Source organism: Massilia sp. LMS1-1-1.1 (assembly GCF_040815535.1).
In the GTDB taxonomy this organism is placed as follows: Bacteria; Pseudomonadota; Gammaproteobacteria; order Burkholderiales; family Burkholderiaceae_D; genus Janthinobacterium; species Janthinobacterium aestuarii.
The window spans coordinates 1,800,937-1,819,964 of record NZ_JBFPNG010000001.1 but is presented as its reverse complement, the minus strand read 5'-3'; the positions used below and the strand labels follow the sequence as shown (position 1 = coordinate 1,819,964).

Sequence of the window (19,028 nt, the reverse complement as noted above, 5' to 3'; positions counted from 1 at the left end):
ATATTGAATGGTTTGCGGCGGCGGGAGCCGCCAGTCGGCGGAGTTGGCCGGCGTCAAATTCGGTCGGTGGCGGTAATGGCGCCGCTGCGCTGCTCGAAGTAGGCGCGCGCCTGGTTCGAGTCGCGCTCGATGGCGGCCGTCAGGGTGGGCAAGTCGTCGTACTTTTCTTCGTCGCGCAGCTTTTCCAGGAATTCCACGCGTACCAGCTTGCCGTAGCAGGACTGGGCGAAATCGAACAGATGCACTTCCAGCAAGACGCGGCCGCTGTCGTCGACGGTGGGGCGCACGCCGAGGCTGGCCACGGCGGGCAGCGGTGCCGGTCCCAGGCCGTGTACCTGCACGATGAAGATGCCGGACAGGGCGGGGCGGTGCGCCACGCGCAGGTTCAGGGTGGGGAACCCGAGCGTGCGGCCCAGCTTCTGGCCGTGGATCACGTGGCCGGAAATGGCGTACGGATGGCCGAGCAGTTGCGTGGCCAGCGGGAAATCGCCGGCGGCCAGGGCCAGGCGCACGGCCGACGAGGAGATGCGCGTGCTGCCATTCATCACCGTCGGTAAAGTTTCTACGTGGAAACCGTACTGGCGCCCCGCTTCCTGCAGCATGGCGACGTCGCCGGCGCGCCGGGCGCCATAGCAGAAGTCGTCGCCGACCATCAGCCATTTCACGTGCAAGCCGTCGACGAGGACTTTTTCCGTGAATTCCTGCGGCGTCAAGGCGGCGAACTGGGCGCTGAAGTGCTCGACGACGACACGGTCGATGCCGGCGTCGTCCAGCGACTGCAGCTTGTCGCGCAGGTTGGCGATGCGCTGCGGCGCTTTCGACAGGTCGCCTGCGCGCTGCGCGAAGAACTCGCGCGGGTGCGGCTCGAACGTCATCACGGCCGCTTCGATGCCGAGTTCGGTTGCAGCTTCGCGCACGCGCGCCAGCAAGGCCTGATGGCCAATGTGGACACCGTCAAAATTGCCGATGGTCAGAGCGCAAGGCGCTCGTGCCTGGGCATTGGGAAGTCCGCGGAATACCTTCATAGGAATCTGATGAAAAACTGTGCCAAAAGGGGGATTATACGGACTGTTTCAGGGATGCACACCCGGCAGGGCGGGCGCAGGGGTAATTTCCCTGCTGAAATGATAAAAAGCGTTGCCGGCGGGTGTGCTGGCAACGCTTTTCGCTAACTAAGGGCTTCACAACATGTTCAGGGCTAGGCGCCGCGTCGAAGACAGTACGAATGTACGGCGAGACGCGGTAACAACGCCCTGGACGTGTTGTCTTATTTGTTCATCAGGGCCCAGTAACGGGCCAGGTCTGCCGCGCCATCCGTGCCCTTGACGGCTTTCAGCGCGGTCGATGCGTTGGCTTTCTTGCCGGCGTGGATGTAGGCGATGCCCAGATGCAGCTTGGCTTCTTCCGGATACTTGGCGGTGCCCATTTTCACGGCGTCATTCATCAGGCCCAGGCCTTTGTCGGCTTGGCCATCATAGACCAGGGCGAAGCCCAGCTTGCTCAAGTTGTCGGCGTCCTTGTTCTTGACATATTCCGCTTCCGACTTGGCCGCGTTGGCCTTCAGGTCAGCCTGGGTCTTCAGGGCCAGGTCTTTCAGGCGCTGGTGACGGGCGGCATCGGTGCCGGTGCCCAGCACGCCTTTTTTGTAGCCCTGCTCGATGATGCTCAGCGCTTCGCCAGGATTGCCTGCTTGCAGGGCCAGCTGGCTGATTTCCATGTATTCGGATGGCTTGGTGAACAGGCCGTTGGCCAGGCGCAGGCGCTGGACGTCCAGGCCCAGGCGCTGCGAGAAGCCAGGTTTGCCGGAAACGCGGTTCAGCAGGTCGGCCCAGTAGCTGGTCTTCGGATAGCTCGATGCCAGTTTTTCCAGGGTGGCGACATAGCCGGCCTTGTCGTTCTGTTTCAACTGGATGTTGGCCAGCATTTGCAGGCTCGCTTCCGAGTTGCCGCCGCGCGATTGCAGTTCCTTCGCCGCTTCGGCGTAGTTGCCGCTGACGTAGTAGGTCTGGATCAGCAGTTCGCGCATCTGTGGATCTTCGCGGTCTTTCAGCGAACGTTTGATCCAGGTGATGGTGTTCGGCCAGTCCTTGGCGCGGTAGTACATGCCTGCCAGCGCTTGCGTGAATTTAGGGGCTTCGGCGGCGCTCAGGCGGCCGGAATTGATGACGGCTTCAAACGCCTTGATGGCGGTGCCGTTGTCGCCGGCGGCAGCAGCGGCCGAGGCGCGCACGCGCTCGATCTGGTAGCTTTCAAAGGCGGTCTTGCCGCCGACGCTGTCAGCTTCGCGCAGCTTGGCCAGCGCTTCCTTGTTTTTGCCGCTGCTAGCGAGTTTTTGCGCTTCTTGCAGTGGCTTGCCCACTTCGGCACGCACGGTGTCCGCGGCGTATGCCAGCGAGCCCAGGCCGATTACGGGAGTTGCTGCGGTAAAACCGATAGCGGCCATGACGAGGCCGAGATGAGCGAGACGAAACTTGGACATAAGAAAGTCTTTCAGTAAAAAGCGAATAGGCAGGAAGTCCTGCCTATTCGGATGTAAAGAGAACCTGATTGCTGCAGCTTACTGGAATTGCTCGTTGCCGACCAGACCGATTTTGGTCACGCCCAGACGCTGCGCCGACGCCATCACACCGGCGACGACTTTGTATTCCACCAGCTTGTTCGGACGCAGATGCACTTCCGGCTGGTCTGCTTGCGCAGCGACGTTGCTCAGCTTGGCTTCCAGCGAAGCGCGGTCAGGAACGACCTGATTGTCCCACAAGATCGTACCGTCAAAATCGACATCGATCGTGACGACCACTGGTTCGGTTGTCGGTGGCGGAGGGGTGCCGACCGGCATGTTCAAGTTCACCGAGTGGTTTTGCTTAGGAATCGTGATGATCAACATGATAATCAGCACCAGCATCACGTCGATGAGGGGCGTCATGTTCAGTTCCATCATTGGTTCCGGATCCGCGCCTGGAGCGCTTCCCGAACCGACATTCATACTCATAGTGTTTCCTTTAAGAAGTCCAACGAAGCACCGGGCGAAACTGCCGCCCGGTCAGCTTCCGGCAGTGGCGCGCCCTTGTTGCCGGGGCGCCGCTGCCAGTTGCTATCAGCCCTTGTCAGGTGGTTCGGTGATGAAGCCGACCTTCTGGATCCCGGCACGTTGGGTCGTGTAAATAACCCGGCCGACCGATTCGTAGCGTGTTTCTTGGTCGCCACGAACGTGTACTTCCGGCTGCGGTACTTTCACTGCTTCAACTTTCAGATAATCGAACAGTTCGCTCGTATCTTTCAGTTTCTTCTGGCCCAGATAAATCTCGCCATCCTTGTTGACAACGATGTTGACGTTTTCTGGCTTGCTTTGAAGGGCTTGGTTGGCCTCGATCGGCAGATCGATTTTCTGCAATTTGAGGACAACCGGACTGGTGATCAAGAAAATGATCAGCAAAACCAACATGATGTCGACGAGCGGCGTCGTGTTGATTTCTGACATTACTTGATCTTCATCTCCGCTGTCGGAGCCGACGGACATCGACATGATTCTTATCCGATCTTTTTAGCGCCGGCAGCACGGCCAGCTTCGCTGGTCGACATTGCGCCGGAGATCAGTACCGAGTGAACATCGGCGCTGAACGAGCGTACGTCTTCCATTGCGGTTTTGTTACGACGCACCAGCCAGTTGTAACCCAGAACGGCAGGAACGGCGACCAGCAGACCGAAAGCGGTCATGATCAGTGCTTCACCAACTGGACCTGCAACTTTATCGATCGAAGCGTTACCGGTCATGCCGATGTTGGTCAGCGCGCCATAAATACCCCAAACGGTACCGAACAGACCGATAAACGGTGCGGTCGAACCAACGGTTGCCAGGAACGACAGGCCATCTTGCAGACGCGATTGGACTTTGTCCGAAGCGCGCTGGATCGACATCGTCACCCAGGTCGACAGATCGATTTGTTCCAGCAGGGCGCCGTCATGGTGAGCCGTTGCCTTGGTGCCCGATTCAGCGATGAAGCGGAATGGCGAGCCTTCGGTCAGCGTTGCCGAACCAGCAGCGATCGAAGGTGCTTTCCAGAATTTGGCAGCGGTTTCTTTAGCTTGCTTGAAGATCTTCATTTGATCCATCAGCTTGGTGATGATGATGTACCAGCTGCCGATCGACATGATGGCCAGGATGATCAGGGTGGCGCGTGGCACGAAGCCGCCGTCCCACACTGCTTGCAGGCCGAACGGGTTGTGGACTTCTTCGGTTTTGGCTGGAGCTGCTGCGTCAGCGGCTGGAGCGGCTGCGTCTGCTGCTGGAGCTGCTGCGTCAGCAGCTGGTGCTGGTGCTGCTGCAGCGTCTGCCGCTGGAGCCGTAGCTGCTGCCGATGCTGGCGCGTCAGCGAATGCCGGAGCTGCTACCAGAGCGGTAGTAGCGGTAACGGACAACAGAACCGCGGCAAAAAATGCGGACAAACGGGTATTCTTAAACATGCTTCCTCCAAAATTAAAAATAACAGATCGCTGAACGTAATGACAACGAAATCATAGTGTGAGACAGGGGATAACTGTCTCGGGTTTTAATCCAGCGACCAAACGTATTGCATTTGCTGCCAGCCTTGTTCCGGCTTGCCGTCAACTGTTGCCGGCTTAAATGTACAGCGGCTGATACCTTGCACCGCGGCTTTGTCCAGGTCTCTGAAGCCGCTGGACTTCACGATCTTCGAATCAGCGACCTTGCCGTCTACACCGATCAGGAACGACAGTGTCACCACACCGGTTTCCTCATTGCGCTGCGACGACTTTGGATAAGCCGGCTTTTCGCAGACACTGAAGTCAACCACGGCCGGTGTACGCACCGATTTGGCTGGTCCAGGAGTTGGCGCAGGCTGTGCAGGCGGTGTTGGCGGTGCCAATACATTCGTGGCTGGCTTCACAGCAGTCGTATTTGCAATCACGTTTTGCTGTGGTGGCGGCTGCTGCACGTTCACCTCGACTGGCGGAATGAATGGCGGCGGTGGCGCTTTCATTTCTGGCGGCGGTGGTGGCGGTGGAAGATCCTTCGGTGGAGGCGGTTTGACTTCCTCGATAATCTTGGTTTCAACCGGTTCCATCATTTTGGTGACCAACCGCTTGCCCAAGCCCGTCACGATCCCGTAAGCCGCGAGAACGTGCAGCAGGACAACGATAGTGATGCCTGTGTAGTTCTTGGGACTTTTCTCGTTCGAAAAATTCATGCCTGCTTTCTCCAAATACCATCTCTTGTCTTGCAACTGAACCCCAAAATGACGACACAAAGCTCCAGCCGTATCCGGGACGTCGCCGAATTATACATACGAATTCTTTATTTTACACAGATTTTTAACGCCTAAAACCGGTTAAATTTTTGGCGCTTTTGCGCCCTGAAAACGTACTTGCTTATGTCATCTTTGCACGCTTTCGGACAGAAAAAAAGGCGGTCTTATCGGTTTTTTACAGCCGTTTTGGGCTACCACTGCTAAGTTCTCCGATGTGCCCATATGGCGGAATTATATTTCGTGATATTCAATATGGAAACCGCTAAATTTGGAGAAAAATCTTTCCTTTTGGAAATGTTTTGACTCGGAACCAGACCACTTAGCGGCGTACGCGCACCAAACGGGTGCGGAAGCCACTTCACCCAGGTCAAAAAAGGCGGTCCTGGAGGCCCATTTGAGGCCGCCAGGCCATACTGAATTCCTATGCAGGCATAGGAAACGCTTATATTCTTGCCATTGATTATTATCAATAAATCATTTCATGGCCTGACAACGGGGTCATCGCGCCGGTTGCGTTTTTCCCGGCGGCAATTCAGGGTGCCCAGGACGACGCCCTGCGGGTCGACCGTATCGAGGTGGACATCGAAACCCCACAGCCGCGCCACATGCTTGAGCACCTCGGCCGCCTGCTGGTTCAGCGGGCGGCGCTGGAATTGCGTGTGGCGCAGGGTCAAGGCGCGGTCGTCGCGCGTATTGACGGACCAGACCTGGATATTCGGCTCGCGGTTGCCCAGGTTGTACTGCTCGGCCAGCTGCTGGCGCACGTAGCGGTAGCCGGCATCGTCGTGGATGGCGGAAATGGCCAGCTTTTCATTCTTGTCGTCGTCGAGCACGGCAAAGAAATGGAATTCGCGGATCAGCCGCGGCGACAGATACTGGGCGATGAAGCTTTCATCCTTGAAATTGCGCATGGCAAAGTCCAGGCTCTTGCGCCAGTCGCTGCCGGCCATGTCGGGGAACCAGGCGCGGTCTTCGTCCGTCGGGTGCTCGCAGATGCGGCGAATGTCGCTCATCATGGCAAAACCCAGCGCATACGGATTGATACCGCTGTAATAGGGGCTGTCGATGGGCGGCTGGTAGACGACGTTGGTATGGCTTTTGAGGAATTCCATCATGAAGCCGTCGCCCACCACGCCTTCGTCGTAGAGCTGGTTCAATATTGTGTAGTGCCAGAAAGTGGCCCAGCCCTCGTTCATGACCTGGGTTTGGCGCTGCGGATAGAAATACTGGGAAATCTTGCGCACGATGCGCACCATCTCGCGCTGCCACGGTTCCAGCAGCGGCGCGTACTTCTCGATGAAGTACAGCAGGTTTTCCTCGGGTTCGGGCGGAAAGCGGGGGGCGGCCTTGCGCTGGTCTTCCTCGTCCTCGTCTTCGTCGCGCCGGGGCAGGGTGCGCCACAGCTGGTTGATCTGCGACTGCACATAGGCTTCGCGCTCTTTCTGGCGCGCATATTCCTTCGCCATCGACAGTTTCGCCGGGCGCTTGTAGCGGTCCACGCCATAATTCTGGATGGCGTGGCACGAGTCGAGCAGCAATTCCACGGCATCGACGCCATGACGCTGTTCGCATTCGGCAATGTAGTTCTTGGCAAACACCATATAGTCGATGATGGCGTCCGCATCCGTCCAGGCGCGGAACAGGTAATTGCCCTTGAAGAAGGAGTTATGCCCGTACGCCGCATGCGCGATCACCAGCGATTGCATGGTCAGGCTGTTTTCCTCCATTAAATAGGCGATGCACGGGTTCGAGTTGATGACGATCTCGTAGGCCAGGCCCATCTGGCCTCGCTTGTAGCTTTTCTCGGTAGACAGAAAGTGCTTGCCGAACGACCAATGGTTGTACGAGACGGGCATGCCCACCGAGGTGTAGGCATCCATCATTTGCTCGGCCGTGATGATTTCCAGCTGGTTCGGATAGGTGTCGAGGCCAAACTGTTTCGCGACGCGGCGGATTTCTTCGTGGATTTGCTCGATCAGCTCGAACGTCCATTCCGACTGCTCGGGCAGGGCGTTCGGGTGGCGCAGGCGCACGAACGGTTCGCCCGGAGTATTGCTGGCGCGGTCAAAGGCTGCACTCATCATTTCACCTGTTTCTTGAACAGTTCGCGGAAGACCGGGTAGATATCGGCCGGCGTGACGATCTTTTGCATGGCGAAATGGGCGTGATGGTCGAGCACGCCCGCATATTGCTCCCACAGGTTTTGCTGCGGGCCATCGGTGATCTCGACATAGGTGTAGTACTGCACCTTGGGCATGATGGTATTGATCAGCAACTGGCGGCACAGCATGGAATCGTTGTCCCAGTTGTCGCCGTCCGATGCCTGCGCTACATAGCTGTTCCATTGCCCGGCGCCATAGCGTTCGTCGATGATGGTATTGAGCAAGTGCAGCGCGGACGACACGACGGTGCCGCCCGATTCGCGCGAATTGAAGAATTCATGCTCGTCCACTTCGGCCGCCGCCGTATGGTGGCGGATGAAGACCACCTCGATCTTGTCGTAGACGCGCTTGAGGAACAGATACAAGAGGATGAAGAAGCGCTTGGCCGTGTCCTTGCGCGACTCGTCCATGGAGCCGGAGACGTCCATGATGCAGAACATCACGGCTTGCGTCATGGGCTTGGGCACCTTGATGCGGTTGCTGTAGCGCAAGTCGAACGGGTCGATGAAGGGAATGGCCAGCAGGCGCGTGTGCAGGTGGTGGATCAGGCGGCGCAGTTCCGTGACGAGCGGGTCGCTGTCGGGCGCCCCTTCGTGCAACAGGGTCGCCAGGTCTTCCTCGGCCTGCGCCAGCTGCTTGCGGGCGCCGCCGCCGACGGCGATGCGCCTGCCCAGCGCGCCGCGCAGGGAACGCAGCACGTGGATGTTCGATGGCGTGCCCGACATATTGTAGCCGGCGCGCTGGTTCTTGAATTCCGTCGTGGCCGTCAGCTGGGTTTTCACCATATGCGGCAATTCCAGGTCTTCGAAGAAATAATTCATGAATTCTTCGCGCGACAATTCGAAGATGAAATCGTCTTCCGTCGTCTCGTCGCTATTGCCCGCCTTGCCCCGCCCGCTACCGCCGCCGCCTTTCGGCCGGGCGATCTGGTCGCCTTTCAGGTATTCCTTGTTGCCGGGATTGACCACTTCCCATACGCCGCCATGCGCGTGGCCAAACGACGGTTCGCCCACGTCCTTGACGGGGATGCTGACCTTCTCGCCATTCTCGACGTCCGTGATCGAGCGCCCCTTGATGGCGCGCCCCACGGCATCCTTGATCTGGCCCTTGTAACGCCGCAGGAAACGCTCGCGGTTGACGGCGGATTTATTCTTGCTTTGCAAGCGCCTGTCGATAAGGTATGTCAAAGGGTGCCTCCTTGCCTCTCGTCCTGCGCGTCCCGCCAGTTGCCGGGCGGGAGCGCGCCTCCGCTGTCCGCGCTATGACGACTTGCGTACGCGCAAGTACCATTCGCATAACAGGCGTACCTGCTTGGCCGTATAACCTTTTTCCACCATGCGGGCCACGAAGTCGGCGTGCTTGTTGGCATCGTCGGCACTGGCCTTGGCATTGAAGGAAATCACGGGCAGCAATTCCTCCGTATTCGAAAACATTTTCTTTTCAATCACGGTGCGGAACTTTTCATAACTGGTCCAGGCGGGATTCTTGCCGCCATTCGAGGCCCGTGCCCGCAAGCCGAAGTTGACGATTTCGTTGCGGAAATCCTTCGGATTGGAAATGCCTGCCGGCTTCTCGATCTTTTCCAGTTCATTGTTCAGCGACTCGCGGTCAAAACTTTCGCCCGTGTCCGGATCGCGGTATTCCTGGTCCTGTATCCAGAAATCGGCAAACGTCACGTAGCGGTCGAAAATGTTCTGCCCATATTCCGAATAGCTTTCCAGGTAGGCCGTCTGGATCTCCTTGCCGATGAATTCCACATAGCGCTGCGCCAGGTGCTCTTTAATATACGAGAAGTAGCGCTGTTCGAGTTCCGGCGCGAACTGCTCGCGCTCGACCTGCTGTTCCAGTACATATAATAGATGCACGGGATTGGCGGCCACTTCGGAATTGTCAAAGTTGAACACCTTTGACAGGATCTTGAAGGCAAAGCGCGTCGACAGACCGTTCATGCCTTCGTCCACGCCCGCATAATCGACGTATTCGTGCATGGACTTGGCTTTCGGGTCCGTATCCTTGAGGTTTTCGCCATCGTAGACGAGCATCTTCGAAAAGATGCTCGAGTTTTCCGGATCCTTCAGGCGCGACAGGATGGCGAACTGCGCCATCATGCGCAAGGTGCCGGGCGCGCACGGGGCCTTGACCAGCGAAGAATTGGCCACCAGCTTGTCGTAGATCTTGATTTCATCGGATACGCGCAGGCAGTACGGCACCTTGACTATATAGATACGGTCAAGAAACGCCTCGTTGTTGCGGTTGTTCTTGAACGTCTTCCATTCCGACTCGTTCGAGTGCGCGAGGATGATGCCGTCGAACGGAATCGCGCCGAAACCTTCCGTGCCCTTGTAGTTGCCTTCCTGCGTGGCCGTCAGCAAGGGGTGCAAGACCTTGATCGGCGCCTTGAACATTTCCACGAATTCCATCAAGCCCTGGTTGGCCAGGCACAGGCCGCCCGAATAGCTGTAGGCGTCCGGATCATCCTGCGCATAGTCTTCCAGCTTGCGGATGTCGACCTTGCCCACCAGCGAGGAAATATCCTGGTTGTTCTCGTCGCCCGGCTCCGTTTTCGAGATGGCGATCTGTTTCAGCACGGAAGGATAGCGCTTGACGACGCGGAACTGGTTGATATCGCCATTGTATTCATGCAGGCGCTTCACGGCCCACGGGCTGGGGATGTTGCGCAGGTAGCGGCGCGGGATGCCGTAATCCTCTTCCAGGATGGTGCCGTCCTCTTCCTCGTTGAACAGGCCCAGTGGCGATTCGTTGACGGGCGAGCCTTTCAGGCAATAGAAGGGCACGTGTTCCATCAGCGACTTGAGTTTTTCCGCGATGGACGACTTGCCGCCGCCGACAGGCCCCAGCAAGTACAGGATCTGCTTGCGTTCTTCCAGGCCTTGCGCCGCGTGGCGGAAATACGAGACGACTTGCTCGATCACTTCCTCGGTGCCGTAGAACTCGCGGAAGGCGGGATAGATCTTGATCACCTTGTTGGCGAAGATGCGCGACAAGCGCGTGTCGTTGCGCGTGTCGACCAGCTGCGGCTCGCCGATGGCGGCCAGCATGCGTTCGGGCGCGCTGGCATACGTCAGCTTGTCCTTCTTGCACAGGGCCAGGTATTCGGTGAGCGACATTTCCTCTTCGCGGGTGCGCTCGTAGCGTGCTGCATAGTTATCAAAAATGGTCATGTCAATGTCCTTTAATGTAAACCTGAACTGCCAGTCACCATGGCCGCCCGCCTGGCACTCGCCTGGGCTTGCCGTCTGAATTTTTTCTGTACCCCGTACCGATTTTTATTGTTGTTTCAAGCCCGGCTGTCTTTGCGAGTCCGGATTGCCCGGACCAAAAAACTGGCGCTTGATGCCGTGTGCTGACGTGGCCAGCCGGCTTATTTTTTCACTGTTGATAGCGCTTGTTGCACTTACCTTTACCCGATGAAATTAATTATTGCTCTAAAGGATCAGGAAGTCAAAAGATATGTCAGCATATCCTTAATACTTGTTTGTAAATTGTTGATTTAATTGGATAAATCATCAAATTTTTCCTCGATTTCAATGAACCTTTGTAGACCTTTTAAACCATCATACGACAATTCGCCAGCGCGTGCCGATGCCGGCCGTGGCGCTGCCGCAGCTGGCGCCATGGCGGGCGGGCGCCGGTGAGGCCGGCCATCTTGCGCTAAGATGCCTGCATGTCTGATGGCCCTGCGCGCCGCGCGTGCGCGTGCGCGAGCCAGCATTTTTATCGTCACCCTATAAGGAACACCCATGATGAACCCCCAATTGCGCGCGATCGTCCGCGGCATGCCGAAGGCCGAACTGCATATCCATATCGAAGGCTCGCTGGAGCCGGAACTGATTTTCGCACTGGCAGCGCGCAATGGCGTGCCGCTTGGCTATGAATCCGTGGAACACTTGCGCAGCGCCTATGCTTTTACGGATTTACAGTCTTTTCTCGACATTTATTACGCTGGCGCAAGCGTGCTCTTGAAAGAGCAGGATTTCTACGACATGACGCAAGCCTACCTGCAGCGCGCCGAAGCCGATAAGGTCTTGCACACGGAAATCTTCTTCGACCCGCAAACCCACACGGCGCGCGGCGTGGCCATGGCCGACGTGATCAACGGCATCCACCGCGCCTGCCAGGACAGCCCCGTCAGCGCGGCCCTGATCCTGTGCTTCCTGCGCCACCTGAGCGAGGAAGAAGCATTCGAGACGCTGGAAGACGCCTTGCCGCACCGCGACAAATTCATCGGCATCGGCCTCGATTCGTCGGAAGTGGGCAACCCGCCCGAGAAATTCTCGCGCGTGTACACCCGTTGCCGCGAGCTGGGCTTGCACCTGGTGGCCCACGCGGGCGAGGAAGGCCCGCCAGCCTACATCCGCACGGCGCTCGACGACTTGCAAGTCGAACGCATCGACCATGGCGTGCGCTGCCTGGAAGACGCGGAACTGACGGCCCGTTTGGCGCGCGATCAGATCGCCCTGACCGTCTGCCCGCTGTCGAACACCAAGCTGCGCGTGTTCGACCAGATGCATGACCATAACCTCGTGCAACTGCTCGACGCCGGCCTGCTGGTGACGGTGAACTCGGACGATCCCGCGTATTTCGGCGGCTACATGAACGACAATTTCGACGCCATCTTCGACGCGCTGCCACTGGGCCTGTCCCACGCGCACCGCCTGGCGCGCAACGGTTTCATCGCCGCCTTCCTGCCGCAGGCGCAGAAAGACGCCTTCCTCGCCACTGTCGATGCGTATTTCGCCCAGCACGCGGCTGCCCACGGCATCGCGCAATAACGTATCACAACCAACTCGCATAAAGACCCGCCGCCCATGTTCCGCCTCTCCCTGAAAATGACCGGCCGCGACTGGCGCGCCGGGCAACTGCGTTTCCTGCTCGTCGCGCTGATCGTCGCCGTGGCGGCCCTTTCGGCCGTCGGCTTTTTCGTCGACCGCCTGCGCGCGGGCCTGAACCGCGACGCGCACCAGCTGCTGGGGGCCGACCTCGTCATCAACGCCGACCAGCCCGTCAATACGGCGTGGCGCGCTGAAGCGCTCAAGCGCGGCTTTATCCTGGCCGATACGGTGACGTTTCCCAGCATGGCACAGGCGGGCGAGGGCGAGCAGTCGCTGTCGCAGCTGGCGTCCATCAAGGCCGTCTCGCCCGGCTACCCGCAGCGGGGCAAGCTGAAAATCACGACCAAACTGAGCGAAGCGCAGGATGCCGTCGGACGGCCCACGGACCAGGTGCCGGCGCCCGGCACCCTGTGGGTCGATGCGGCGATCCTGTCCAGCCTGAACGCGAAGCTGGGTGACACATTGACCTTGGGCGACAAGGCATTTACGGTCACGCAACTGATCGCCAGCGAGCCGGACCGCGGCGCCTCCTTTTTGAACTTCGCCCCGAGAGTCATGCTGCCCTTGGGCGACCTGGCCGCCACGGCGCTGGTGCAGAACGGCTCGCGCGTGTCGTACCGGCTGCTGTTGTCGGCACCACCGGCCAAGGCGGCCGAGCTTGCGCAATATCAAGCCTGGCTGGAAAGCCAGATCAAGACGCAGGCCATCAAGGGCGTGCGCATCGAGTCGCTGGAATCGGGCAGTCCGCAGATGCAGTCGACCCTGGACCGCGCCGACCGTTTCCTGTCCCTCGTCGGCTTGCTGTCGGCCATGCTGGCGGCCGTCGCCGTGGCCATGGCCGCGCGCCGCTTCATGCTGCGCCACCTGGACGCGTGCGCCATGCTGCGCTGCCTGGGCTTGACGCAAAACCAGGTCACGGCCATGTACGTGATCGAATTCCTGCTCGTCGGCCTGGCCGGCAGCGTCGTCGGCGTTGCCGTCGGCTTCGGCGGCCACCTGGTGCTGCTGGAGCTGTTGGGAAAACTGGTGCAGAACGACTTGCCGCCCGTTTCCATGCTGCCTGCGCTGCAAGGCGTGGCCACCGGCATGCTGCTCTTGCTGGGTTTTGCCCTGCCGCCGATTTTGCAGTTGCGCAATGTCCCGCACAACCGCGTGATCCGCCGCGAGCAGGAGCCGCCGCAAGCGCTGGCCGTGGCCACGTATGGCCTGGGTATCGCCGCCTTCGTCGTGTTGCTGTTGTGGCAGGCGGGCGACGTGAAACTGGCGCTGCTGACGGCGGCCGGCTTCCTCGGCGGCTTCGCCCTGTTCGGCCTGGCCGGCTGGCTGGGCATCAAGTCGCTGAAAACCCTGCGCGGCGTTTTCAACCATCAAGGCTGGCGCTTTGCCGTCACGTCCTTGCAGCGCCGCCCGGGCGCCACCGTCATCCAGGTGGTGTCGCTGGCCCTGGGCCTGATGGCCTTGCTGCTGCTGACGGTGGTGCGCGGCGACCTGATGGTGGCCTGGCGCAACGCCACGCCGCCGGACGCGCCGAACCGTTTCATGATCAATATCCTGCCCGAACAGAAAGAGCCGATCGCCGCGCGCCTGGCGCAAGCGGGCGTGGCCAACGCGCCCTTGTATCCGATGATACGCGGGCGCCTGGTGGCCGTGAACGGCAACGCCATCACGGAAAGCACCTACGAGGATGACCGCGCCAAGGGCCTGGCCGACCGCGAATTCAACCTGTCGACGATGGCCGCCATGCAGGATGAAAACAAACTGGTCGCCGGCAAGTGGTTCGCCAATACGCCCGGCGCGCCTGCCGAAGCGTCGGTGGAGGAGGGCATCGCCAAGACCCTGAAACTGAAACTGGGCGACAAGCTGCGCTTCGACATCGCCGGCCAGCCCGTCGAAGCGGCCATCACGAGTTTGCGCAAGCTGGAATGGGGTTCGATGCGCGTCAATTTCTTTGTCATCATCAATCCGGCCGCCATGGCGGACACGCCGCAAACGTGGATCACGGCCTTCCACTTGCCGGCCGCGCAGGCGGACCTGGGGAATGCTCTGCTGCGCGACTACCCGAACCTGACGGTGGTCGACGTGGGCGGCGTGCTCAAACAGATCCAGGGCGTGCTGGACCAGGTGGTGACGGCCGTCGAATTCCTCTTCGCCTTCACTTTGGCGTCGGGCTTGCTGGTGCTGTATGCGGCCCTGATGGGCTCGCAGGACGAGCGCACGCGCGAAGCGGGCTTGCTGCGCGCCTTGGGCGCCACGCGGCGCCAGCTGGCGCAGGCGCAGCTGATCGAGTTTTCGCTCGTCGGCGCGCTGGCCGGCTTGCTGGCGGCATCGGGTGCGGCTGCCATGGGCTGGGCCCTGGCCACGTACCAGTTCAAATTCGCATGGAGCTTCGCACCCGGCGTGTGGGCGTTCGGCCTGCTGGCCGGCGCCCTGTGCGCGATCGCCGGCGGCTGGCTGGGCTTGCGCAACGTGCTCAAACATCCGCCGCTGCAAACCCTGCGTGAGGGCTAATTTGCCAACTACGCGCTGATGCTGTCGCCCGCACCCGCGCGCAAAAACTGCGCATAGGACATGACCGGTTGCCCCAGCTGGTGCGCCGGCACGTCGAACAGGGCCCAGAAATACGTCACGCTGCCCAGGCAGATGGTGGGCGCGGCGCAGTAGCGGAACCAGTTCTCGCCGATCTGCGCCGCGTACATGCCGTCGCTGTCGGCGTCGGAAAAGTAGGGAATCACGCGCATTTCCAGCAGCGCCAGCAGCAAGGATTCGGGCGCGTCGCTGTCGCGCGCCATTTCGTATTGCGTGTGCAGGCTGCGTTCCGTCTCGATGATCATCAGCTTGGCGTGGCCGTCGCGCGTGAAAAACAGGATGCCGCTGGGATTGGGGAAAATATAGTATTCGACAAAGCCATGGCGCTGGCACAGCTCGTGCACGACGGCGGCCAGCGCCTCGTCTTGCAGAAAACTGTAGTCGTGCAGCATCAGCAAGTCGCGCACGGTGTCCGTTTGTTGCAGAAAGAATTCGCGCTGCAGGGCATGGATTTCCTGTTCCAGGATGTCGAGCGCATCGTCGTCGCTTTTCTTGATGTAGCGGTCGATCAAGCCCCGGTTGAAGGCCGTCACGGCCACTTTTTCATCGGCCGCCCCTGTAAATAAAATCTTCTTGCACGGCAGGTCGCGCACGGCCTGGCAAAATTCCAGGCCATTCATCTGCGGCATCGAATAATCGACCACCAGCACGGAGGGCACGGCAAAGCGCTGCGCCTGGCCGCTGATGCGCCAGATACGTTCGATGTCGAGCGCCACGTTGTACTGGTCGGGCGGCAGGTTTTGCGTGTCGAAGTTCACGTGTAGCGGCGTTTCGCCCGGTTGCGCGCTCTGGCGCAGCCAGTGCAGGGCGCTGCTGGTGTCGTGGAAAGTCTTGCGCGCCAGGCCGGGATCGAGCTGGAACGCCAGGCTTTTCAGGAAGGAATCGCTGTCGTCGATCAGTACGGTCAGGGTCGGATGGGTGTAGACGGGCAGTTGCATGCGTCACCTCGCGCGGTGGATGGATGGAAAACGGTTGTGCGTGGGCACGGACAGGGGCTGGGGAAATTCCAGCACGAAGATGGCGTAGGCGCCTTCGCGCGCGACGCAGTGGATGCGCGCTTGCCAGGCTTGCATGATTTGCCGGCACAGGGCCAGGCCGATGCCGCTGCCGTTGTGCGAGGGATACGAATAGAATCGGTCGAAGATCAGCGGCAGGCGGCTGGTGGCGATGCCGCAGCCCGTGTCGATGAACAGCAGGCGCGGCACGGGATGGGCGCCATCGATGATGATGCGCACGCGGCCCTTGCCGGCGCGGTGGATGCTTTTCAAGGCATTGCGCAGCAGGTTCAGCAGGATCACCACGCACAGCTCCGACTGGCCGGGAAACGTGAAATCGGCACGCACGTCGACCTTGACGATGTCGCGCTGGGCCGTGCTGGTAAACGGATAGCGGCGCAGCACGGCCGCCACGCTGTCGTGCATGGCCACCGCTTCGCTCGCTTCGAGCTTGCGGTTGACGGCGCTGGCGCTGAGCAGGAACAGATCGATCATGTGGTGCATATGGCGCACTTCGAACTGGATGCGCGCCAGCGCTTCCAGGCTGGCCGCGTCCGGCGGCTGGTCTTGCAGGTTGCGCTGCAGTCCGCGCACGTTCGCCTCGACGCTGACGAGGGGCGTGCGCAATTCGTGCGCCACGCTGCCCAGGCCAGCCGCCAGTCCGGCCAGTTTCTCTTGCGCGCCCACGTTGCGCCCCACCTTGACCACGGACAGCACGGCAATCGTGAACCAGTGCACGGGCAATTGCTGCAAGACGCCGCCGCTGAGCAGGAAGGCGGGATCGCCGGCCACGGCAAACGTCAGGCAGGCCAGCAGGGTACCGCTCAGGTAGGCGAGTATGGCGATGCGCGTATCGAAGTGAAACAGCACGACCAGCGCCACCAGCAGCGAATGCGCCCACATGGTCGAGGCATGGTTCATCAGGAACATGTACGTGAAGAAAAACGGCAGTTCGAAGGTCAGCCCCAGGAACAGGTAGACGCTGAACCAGGTATTGCTGAAGCGGTCGGGCCATAGCGCGGGCAGGAACAGCAGCGCCGCGACGATGCGCAGCAGCGGCGATTCGTATTCCTGCGGAAAGAAATAATGCCACAGCGCGTAGTACAGCGGCATGCCCAGCGCTCCGATGAGCGCCAGCGTACGCACCTGGGCGCGCCGCACAGGCGTGTGTTCGATGGCGTCGTGGAAGTGCAGGAAAGGCTGGAGCAGCTTGCCTTGCCATCGTTTTCCGGAAGGGGACTGCGCATGCATCATGGTAAGGGGGCGTGTTTGTTGAAGCGTGTCAATGCAACATGATCGGCGGGTTCCCTCTGTATCAGCAGGATATCAGCATAACTGTTGAGTTGTATCAAACTCTTGCCCGATGGCTCGCGCATGTTGGACGCGGTAGTTCCCCCGCAACCAATCAGGAGTTCCTATGTTAAACGCCATTTCCCCTCTATCGTCCCGCGACGTCCACGCCGAACAACGGATGCCCGCCTTTGTGCGCGCGCGCATGGATGAACATTACGTCGAGCGCATCGAGAAGCTGCTTGGCGGCCAGCATTTGCATGAATGGCAGGCCATGCCGGCCAGTGCGGTCATGCTGGCAGGTAATGATTACCTGAACATCGCCGGCGAGGCGGCGCTGCTGGCGGCCCAGGCGCGCGTCTTGCAGGGCGGCGGCGCCATGCTGATGTCGTCCGTCTTCCTGCAGGAAGGCAGCCGCCAGCACCGCCTCGAACAAAAATTCGCGGACTATCTGGGCAGCGAAGCGTGCGTGCTGGCGCAATCGGGCTGGGCCGCCAACGTGGGCTTGCTGCAAAGCCTGGCCGGGCCCGGCATCCCCGTGTACCTCGACATGCAGGCCCATGCTTCGCTGTGGGAGGGCGTGCAATCGGCGCAAGCCGTGCCCGTCGCCTTCCTGCACAACGATGGCGCTCACCTGCAGCGCCAGCTCGACAAGCATGGCCCCGGCATCATCATCGTCGATGCGCTGTACAGCACGAATGGCAGCGTGGCGCCGCTGCTGGAGATGGTGGAAATCGCCGAGCGCAGCGGCAGCATGCTGATCGTCGACGAGTCGCACTCGCTGGGTACGCATGGCCCGCAGGGCGCGGGGCTGGTGGTGGAGCTGGGCCTGGCCGAGCGCGTGCATTTCCGCACGGCGTCGCTGGCCAAGGCGTTTGCGGGCCGGGCCGGACTGATTACCTGTTCGGGCCGTTTCAAGGGATACTTTTTGTCCGCTTCGCGGCCCGCCATCTTCAGCTCCTGCCTGCTCGAACACGAGCTGGCGTGGTTCGATGCGGCGCTCGACTTCATCCGCGCCGCCGATGGCCGCCGCGCCGCGCTGCACCGCCACAGCGTCCAACTGCGCCAGGGGCTGATGGATCTGGGCTACAACGTCAGCGACGGCACCGAGCAGATCATCGCGCTGGAAGCGGGCAGCGAGCCCGATACCCTGATCCTGCGCAAGGCGCTGGAACGGCATGGCATCTACGGCGCCGTCTTCTGCGCGCCGGCCACGCCGAAGAACCGCTCGCTGGTGCGCCTGACCTTGAATGCGGGCTTGCGCGAGGACGAGTGCGCCAGGGTGCTGGACGCCTGCGCTGCCATCCGCGACGAGACGGGTATGGCGCGCTGGCCATCGACGCGGCGCCTGCGCAAGCTGGCGCTGGTGTAGACCTCAGACTTGGCCGGGCTGGTTGCCGGCGATGCCGTTCAATAGCAGGGACAGGGGCGCCAGTTGTTCCGCGCTGGCATTGCCCAGCAATTCCTGGCCCAGTGCCTGCGCCGTCGTATTCGCGTGCGCCAGCAATGCCAGTCCCGCAGCTGTGATGGCGGCGTAGCCGACGCGGGCATCGCGCGCATCGGCCTGGCGCGCCACCAGACCGATTTTTTCCAGCGGCATCAGCGAACGCGTGATGCCGGACGCCGTCAGCGCCAGGCGCTCGGCCAGGTCGATGCGGCGCAGGCGCCCGCCGGGCGCGCGTTGCAAGTGGTACAGCAATTGATAATCGCCAAAGCTCAAGCCATGCAGATTGCCCAGGGTGCTGTCGAAGCGGCGCACGAGCATGGCCTGGGCGCGCGCCAGGCGCAGGCAAAAGTCCAGCGCGCTGCCGCCGTCCGGCGGCGGGGGAGTGAGATCGGTCATGGCATCCTTTTCATTTGCTGCATGGTGCGTAGTGC

15 protein-coding genes are annotated in these 19,028 nt (G+C 60.6%); 3 read left to right on the top strand and 12 right to left on the bottom strand.

Annotation, left to right across the window (positions count from 1 at the left end):
* Positions 1–53: 53 nt before the first annotated feature.
* From MRBLMS1_RS08320 to MRBLMS1_RS08280, 9 genes are all read right to left on the bottom strand, one after another.
* Complete coding sequence (locus tag MRBLMS1_RS08320; protein WP_034754171.1) at positions 54–1,025, bottom strand: bifunctional riboflavin kinase/FAD synthetase; 972 nt, start codon at positions 1,023–1,025, stop codon at positions 54–56.
* 242 nt (positions 1,026–1,267) lie between these two features.
* Complete coding sequence (locus tag MRBLMS1_RS08315; RefSeq protein ID WP_485878814.1) at positions 1,268–2,479, bottom strand: tetratricopeptide repeat protein; 1,212 nt, start codon at positions 2,477–2,479, stop codon at positions 1,268–1,270.
* A gap of 78 nt (positions 2,480–2,557) precedes the next feature.
* On the bottom strand, positions 2,558–2,989 hold the full coding sequence (locus tag MRBLMS1_RS08310) for an ExbD/TolR family protein (protein ID WP_176741207.1): 432 nt from the start codon (positions 2,987–2,989) through the stop codon (positions 2,558–2,560).
* A gap of 105 nt (positions 2,990–3,094) precedes the next feature.
* Positions 3,095–3,523, bottom strand: a complete 429-nt coding sequence (locus MRBLMS1_RS08305) for an ExbD/TolR family protein (RefSeq protein ID WP_128142174.1) — start codon at positions 3,521–3,523, stop codon at positions 3,095–3,097.
* 5 nt (positions 3,524–3,528) lie between these two features.
* Entirely contained in the window at positions 3,529–4,461 is a 933-nt protein-coding gene (locus MRBLMS1_RS08300; RefSeq protein WP_181878028.1) for a MotA/TolQ/ExbB proton channel family protein, read from the bottom strand.
* A gap of 86 nt (positions 4,462–4,547) precedes the next feature.
* A complete protein-coding gene (locus MRBLMS1_RS08295) occupies positions 4,548–5,204 on the bottom strand; it encodes an energy transducer TonB (RefSeq protein WP_230517207.1) in 657 nt (218 codons plus the stop codon).
* Positions 5,205–5,743: 539 nt separating this feature from the next.
* On the bottom strand, positions 5,744–7,345 hold the full coding sequence (locus MRBLMS1_RS08290) for a SpoVR family protein (protein WP_485879007.1): 1,602 nt from the start codon (positions 7,343–7,345) through the stop codon (positions 5,744–5,746).
* A complete protein-coding gene (locus MRBLMS1_RS08285; protein ID WP_128142175.1) occupies positions 7,345–8,613 on the bottom strand; it encodes a YeaH/YhbH family protein in 1,269 nt (422 codons plus the stop codon). The genes MRBLMS1_RS08290 and MRBLMS1_RS08285 overlap by 1 nt, the downstream gene beginning before the upstream one ends.
* Before the next feature lie 72 nt (positions 8,614–8,685).
* Positions 8,686–10,608: a PrkA family serine protein kinase gene (locus tag MRBLMS1_RS08280; RefSeq protein ID WP_034754154.1), complete on the bottom strand. Its 1,923-nt coding sequence runs from the start codon at positions 10,606–10,608 to the stop codon at positions 8,686–8,688.
* Positions 10,609–11,187: 579 nt separating this feature from the next.
* On the opposite strand from MRBLMS1_RS08280, the gene MRBLMS1_RS08275 reads away from it, so the two are divergent.
* Both MRBLMS1_RS08275 and MRBLMS1_RS08270 read left to right on the top strand, forming a co-directional pair.
* Complete coding sequence (locus MRBLMS1_RS08275) at positions 11,188–12,219, top strand: adenosine deaminase (RefSeq protein WP_485878810.1); 1,032 nt, start codon at positions 11,188–11,190, stop codon at positions 12,217–12,219.
* A 36-nt stretch (positions 12,220–12,255) separates the two neighbouring features.
* Positions 12,256–14,787 (top strand): ABC transporter permease, encoded by a 2,532-nt coding sequence (locus tag MRBLMS1_RS08270; protein WP_485878808.1) that lies wholly within the window; start codon positions 12,256–12,258, stop codon positions 14,785–14,787.
* A gap of 8 nt (positions 14,788–14,795) precedes the next feature.
* Here MRBLMS1_RS08270 and MRBLMS1_RS08265 read toward each other — a convergent pair whose 3' ends face one another.
* Positions 14,796–15,803 carry a response regulator gene (locus tag MRBLMS1_RS08265; RefSeq protein ID WP_128142178.1) on the bottom strand — a complete coding sequence of 336 codons (1,008 nt, stop codon included), beginning with the start codon at positions 15,801–15,803 and terminating at the stop codon, positions 14,796–14,798.
* 3 nt (positions 15,804–15,806) lie between these two features.
* Positions 15,807–17,114 carry a sensor histidine kinase gene (locus MRBLMS1_RS08260; protein ID WP_485878805.1) on the bottom strand — a complete coding sequence of 436 codons (1,308 nt, stop codon included), beginning with the start codon at positions 17,112–17,114 and terminating at the stop codon, positions 15,807–15,809.
* Between the two features lie 163 nt (positions 17,115–17,277).
* Here MRBLMS1_RS08260 and cqsA point away from each other — a divergent pair, with 163 nt between their 5' ends.
* Positions 17,278–18,522, top strand: a complete 1,245-nt coding sequence (gene cqsA / locus MRBLMS1_RS08255) for an alpha-hydroxyketone-type quorum-sensing autoinducer synthase (protein ID WP_485878804.1) — start codon at positions 17,278–17,280, stop codon at positions 18,520–18,522.
* Positions 18,523–18,525: 3 nt separating this feature from the next.
* Here cqsA and MRBLMS1_RS08250 read toward each other — a convergent pair whose 3' ends face one another.
* Entirely contained in the window at positions 18,526–18,993 is a 468-nt protein-coding gene (locus MRBLMS1_RS08250; protein WP_070303599.1) for a MarR family winged helix-turn-helix transcriptional regulator, read from the bottom strand.
* Positions 18,994–19,028 lie beyond the last annotated feature (35 nt).